4 protein-coding genes and 1 pseudogene are annotated in these 5,273 nt (G+C 69.7%); 2 read left to right on the top strand and 3 right to left on the bottom strand.

All coding sequences use genetic code 11. The features are described from left to right. Positions 1–19: 19 nt before the first annotated feature. The 3 genes and pseudogenes from RUMESO_RS02065 to RUMESO_RS02055 form a co-directional block, all read right to left on the bottom strand. A pseudogene (locus RUMESO_RS02065) lies at positions 20–1,297 on the bottom strand (ABC transporter permease). Positions 1,298–1,338: 41 nt separating this feature from the next. Then, entirely contained in the window at positions 1,339–2,154 is an 816-nt protein-coding gene (locus RUMESO_RS02060; protein WP_037277704.1) for a taurine ABC transporter ATP-binding protein, read from the bottom strand. Between the two features lie 42 nt (positions 2,155–2,196). Then, positions 2,197–3,201, bottom strand: coding sequence for a taurine ABC transporter substrate-binding protein (locus tag RUMESO_RS02055; RefSeq protein ID WP_037277702.1), 1,005 nt, complete (start codon positions 3,199–3,201; stop codon positions 2,197–2,199). A 194-nt stretch (positions 3,202–3,395) separates the two neighbouring features. Between RUMESO_RS02055 and RUMESO_RS02050 the strand changes: the two genes are divergently transcribed. Next, entirely contained in the window at positions 3,396–4,778 is a 1,383-nt protein-coding gene (locus RUMESO_RS02050) for an aminotransferase family protein (RefSeq protein ID WP_037277700.1), read from the top strand. Between the two features lie 266 nt (positions 4,779–5,044). Next, on the top strand, positions 5,045–5,273 hold a 229-nt coding region (locus RUMESO_RS02045), incomplete at its 3' end, for a transposase (protein WP_037277707.1).

The raw sequence follows: 5,273 nt of genomic DNA, 5'->3' as shown, positions 1-5,273 counted from the left end.
TGGCGGGGTGAACCCCGCCCTACGCCCGCCCCTTCCAGGGCACCAGCGCCCGCTCCGCCCAGCGCATCAGCAGGTCGATCCCGAAGCCGATCACCCCGATCAGGATGATCCCCATCAGCACCACGTCGGTCTGCTGGAACTTCGAGGCAGCCATGATCATCATGCCCGCCCCTGGTTCGCCGCCACCAGCTCGGCCGCGACCACGGTCCCCCAGCAGACCCCCATCGCCACCCGCGCGCCGGTGAAGATGTCGGGCAGCGAGTTCGGCACGATGACGTGCCGCAGCACCTGCCATTTCGACGCCCCCAGCGAATAGGCCGCGTGGACCTTGCTCAGCCGCACGCCCGACACCCCGACCGCGCCGCGATGGCCATGATCCAGAGCGAGGCCAGGAACAGCAGCACGATCTTCCCGACCTCCCCGATCCCCGCCCAGATGATGACCAGCGGGATCAGGGCCAGCGGGGCACCGGCCGCATGAACTCCACGATCGGGTCGAACCAGCCCCGGAACCAGCCCGAGAGGCCCATCGCGTAGCCCAGCGGGATGCCCACGATGGCGCCCAGCAGGAACCCGGTCACCACCCGGAACAGCGAATAGCCCAGATGCTCCGCCAGCGAGGCGTTGCGGTAGCCGCCCTTCGCGATCTCCACAAGCCGGGCGACCACCGCCTCGGGCGGCGGCAGCCAGATCGCCTCCATCTGCCAGCCCGGATCGGGCGCGACGTTGATCGTCCCCCGCGCCGTCAGGCCCGCGCGTCCCCAGCCCAGGTCCACCCGCGCGCCGCCGGGCTCGACCGGGATCCCGTTCAGGGCCACGACCTTCGCCCCGTCGTCGCCCGTCACCTCGTCGTTGTCCTGCGCCTGCACCAGCTCGCTCCGCTGCGCCTGGATCAGCACCGCGTCGTCCTTGGCGAAGCCCTCGCCCGGCGGGACCTCCGGCGCCTCGGGCTCCTCCCCGTCCGGATGCACGACCACGGTCACCGTCGCGTCGTCGCGCGTCCCGTCCGGCGCCTCGGCGGTGTAGGTCAAACGCCCCTCGCCGACAAAGGCCGCCGGCGCCCGCAGCCAGGACGGCACCAGCACCGACCCCGTGAAGGCCGCCCAGAGCAGGAAGATCGCCGCCACCGACAGGACCGAGGCCACCGGCGAGGACCGCACCGCCCCCGCGTCCCCGAAGGCCACGGTCCGCCGCATCGCGTCGCCCCGCCGCCCGAACAGCCGCCCGACCCCCCGCGCGACCAGCAGCAAGAGCAGGATCAGCCCCACATAGGCCGCGAGCCAGGGCAGGACACGCAGCGACGCCCCCAGGACCTCGGCGGCCTCCCCCAGGAACTCGCTCACGCGGGCACCGCCCCGCCGGGGGCGCGGCCCATGATCTCCTCCTCCATGTCCCAGATCATCGAGAGGATCTCCTCGCGCCGGGCGGCGAACTCGGGCTCGCGCTTCACGACCCGCAGGTCCTGCCCCGCCCCCATCGCGGCGAAAGGCAGCCGGTAGTCGCGGAACACCCGCCCCGGACGTGGCGCCATGACGACGAGCCGCGCGCCCAGCAGAAGCGCCTCTTCGACCGAATGGGTGATGAGCACGATGGTCTTGCCGGTCTCCTGCCAGAGCTTCAGCACCAGCCCCTGCATCTTCTCGCGCGTGAGCGCGTCCAGCGCCCCCAGCGGCTCGTCCATCAGGATCACCTCCGGGTCGTTGGCGAGGCACCGCGCCAGCGCCACTCGCTGCTGCATCCCGCCCGAGAGCTCATAGACCGCCTTGTCGCCAAAGCCCCCAAGGCCCACGGTCTCCAGCAGGTGATCCACGATCCCCGCCCGCTCGCGCCTCGGCATCCCCTTCATGCGCGGCCCGAAGCCCACGTTGTCGCGGACGCTCATCCACTCGAACAGCGCCCCCTGCTGGAACACCATGCCCCGCTCGGCGCCCGGCCCCGTGACCTCGCGCCCCTCCAGGGTCACCCGCCCCGCGCTCGGCGCGAGGAACCCGGCCACGATGTTGAGAAGCGTGGTCTTGCCGCAGCCCGAGGGGCCGAGGACGGACATGAGCTCCCCCCGCTCCAGCGAGAGGTCGATGTCGCGCAAGGCCTCCACGACCCCGCCCCCGGGGGGGCGGAACCGCATGGAAAGGCTGTCGATGACCAGATGGCTCATGGCGGGCAGGTCCGGGGGCGGTCCGCCCGCCCCCGGCAGGGGTCACATGGCGCCCGCCGCCTTGAGCGGCTCGGCGTCGACCACGCCGTCGTAGCTGTCCAGCGCCGAGGGGATGCTTCCCGCGTCGACGAAGACCTGCGCCACGCCCTTCATGAACTCCTGCACGCCGCCGCCCAGCCACTTCTCGCCCAACTGGTCCGCGTTCGAGGGGAAGCTGAAGGTCGCCATGAAGTCGCGCGTCGCCTGCTCGTCCATGCCGGCGTCCTGCGCGATGACGGGCAGCATCTCGTCCGCCCCGGCCCCGCCGGCGTTCCAGCGGTCGTTCATCTCGCCGGTCACCTGCAGGAACTTGGCCACGAGGTCCGGGTTCTCGTCCACGAAGGCGGCGGGCGCCGAGATCACGTCGAAGACGAGGATGCCCAGCTCCTCCTTCTCCGCGCCGGTCAGCAGGACGTTGCCCGCCTCCTTGGCCCGCGTCACCGCCGCGCCGTAGCCGCAGAACATATCCACCGAGCCCTGCTCCAGCGCCGCCGCGCCCTCGGGCGGGGCCATGTCCACCACCTCCAGGCTGTCGAGCGGCACGCCGAAATGCTCCATCTGCCGCAGGAAACCGTAATGCGCCGCCGTCCCCAGCGGCACCGCCACCTTCTTGCCCGGCAGCGCCTCGCCCGCGTTGTCCTTGTCGATCTCCAGGTCCGACCGGACCACGCAGTTGTCGTTCTCCGAATAGCTCACCGCGATGCCGAGGAGCTGGAGGTCCTGCCCCGCGCTCGTCGCCACCACGAAGGGCGGCACGCCCTGGCTCACCGCGATGTCCACGTCGCCCGCCGCCATCGCCGCCGACATGGCGGTGCCGGTGTCGAAGCTGACCCATTCCACCGGGACGCCCAGCGCCTCCTCGTAGAGGCCCTGCACCTTCGCGAACTCGAAGGGCATCGGCCATTCGAGGAAGTAGGCCACGGTGATCCCGTCCTCCTGCGCCAGCGCCGGCCCCGCCAGCAGCGCCGCGCCGAGGAGAAGCCCGGCCAGCTTTGATCCCTTGGTCATTCCCATCTCCCTGCGTTGGGGGCGTCCCGGCCCCAAGCGGAGTATGAGCACGGTTGCCCCGGCGTCGGGAAGCCCCTTTCCGCATCATTCACGACAGCTCCTGTCGTGATGCCGCTATCGGCCAAGGGCCGGGGTTGAACGTGGCCCGCCGGAGGGGCAGAGTGCCGCGCAATCCAGCATCACGAGGCCCTCCGATGGACACGCTCTACGAACGCACCAACGACCCCCGCGCCGTCATCGAGGCCGACCGCGCCCATGTCTGGCACCACCTGACCCAGCACAAGCCCTTCGAGACCGTGGACCCCCGCATCATGGTCGAGGGCAAGGGCCTCCGCGTCTGGGACATCAAGGGCAAGGAGCACATCGACGCGGTGTCCGGCGGCGTCTGGACCGTGAACGTCGGCTACGGGCGCGAGCGGATCGCCAACGCCGTGCGCGACAACATCCTCAAGCTCTGCTTCTGGGCCGGCGCCCAGGGCACCATCCCCGGCGCGCAGTTCGCCGAGCGGCTGATCGAGAAGATGCCGGGCCTCACCCGCGTCTACTACTCCAACAGCGGCTCCGAGGCCAACGAGAAGGCCTGGAAGATGGTCCGCCAGATCAGCGCCAAGCACCACGGCGGCCGTAAGTCCAAGATCCTCTACCGCGACCGCGACTACCACGGCACCACGCTCGCCTGCCTCTCCGCCGGCGGCCAGCAGGAGCGGAACGCCATGTACGGGCCCTTCGCGCCGGGCTTCGTGCAGGTCCCCCACTGCCTCGAATACCAGGCCGGCGACCAGGGCGGCGAGGGCTACGGCGAGCGCGCCGCCAACGCCATCGAGGAGGTCATCCTCCGCGAGGGCCCCGACACCATCGGCTGCCTCTGCCTGGAGCCCATCACGGCGGGCGGCGGCATCATCGTCCCGCCCAAGGGCTACTGGGAGCGGGTGCAGGAGATCTGCCGCAAGCATGACATCCTCCTCCACATCGACGAGGTGGTCTGCGGCCTCGGGCGCACCGGCACCTGGTTCGGCTACCAGCAGTACGGCATCCAGCCCGACATCGTGACCATGGCCAAGGGGGTCGCCTCCGGCTACGCCGCCATCTCCTGCACGGTCACGACCGACCGCGTCTTCGAGATGTTCAAGGACGACACCGACCGCCTCGGCTACTTCCGCGACATCTCCACCTTCGGCGGCTGCACGGCGGGCCCGGCGGCGGCGATGGAGAACATGGCCATCATCGAGGAGGAGGGCCTCGTCGAGAACTCCGCCGCCATGGGCCCCTACCTCCAGGGCAAGCTGCGCGAGCTGATGGACCGCCACGCCTGCGTGGGCGAGGTCCGCGGCCTGGGCCTCTTCCAGGGCGCCGAGCTGGTCTCCTCCCGCGACACCCACGAGCCCCTGCCCGAGAAGCAGGTCCAGGCCGTCGTCGCCGACTGCCTCGCCCAGGGCGTCATCATCGGCGCCAGCAACCGGTCCATGCCGGGCTACAACAACACGCTGCTCTTCGCGCCGAGCCTCGTAGCGACGAAGGACGATCTGGATCAGATCGTGGGGGCGGTCGATGGGGCGTTGGGACGGGTGGTGGGGTGACGATTAGTCACCCCTATTTAACTACACATGCAAGTTAGAGTCAGGCAATGCGGCCTTCAAGACATCACAAACTTGTCGATCTCCTCAGGCGTGAGTACCGCGCGCCGAATTGAGCGGTAGTCATCTGAAGGTACCTCAACAAACGCTCCGTCCTCGTCCGGCAGAAGACCTAAGGGAGCCTTCTGAGTACGGATAAGATCCACGTGGCTCTGTTGCGCAAATCCTGCGGGATTCCTCTTGGAGGCTGAGTGGGTTAGTGGATGAGGATGCCCAAGCCTGACCCTCCGACCTACCGCACGACCAACTGGCGCGCCTACAGTGAAGCCCTGAAGCAGCGCGGCTCGCTTTTGGTCTGGTTTGATCCCGAGATGGAGTGGATCGCCGCCCCGAGTGGCCGGCGCGGGCGTCCGACCACCTTCTCGGATGCTGCCATCCAGGCGTGCCTGATGTTGAAGGCGCTCTTTGGGCTGCCGCTGCGCCAGACGACCGGGCTGG

The sequence above is a fragment of the Rubellimicrobium mesophilum DSM 19309 genome, assembly GCF_000600335.2.
Classification (GTDB): domain Bacteria; phylum Pseudomonadota; class Alphaproteobacteria; order Rhodobacterales; family Rhodobacteraceae; genus Rubellimicrobium; species Rubellimicrobium mesophilum.
The sequence above is the reverse complement of the archived record's forward strand: the minus strand, read 5'-3'. Positions and strand labels throughout refer to the sequence as shown.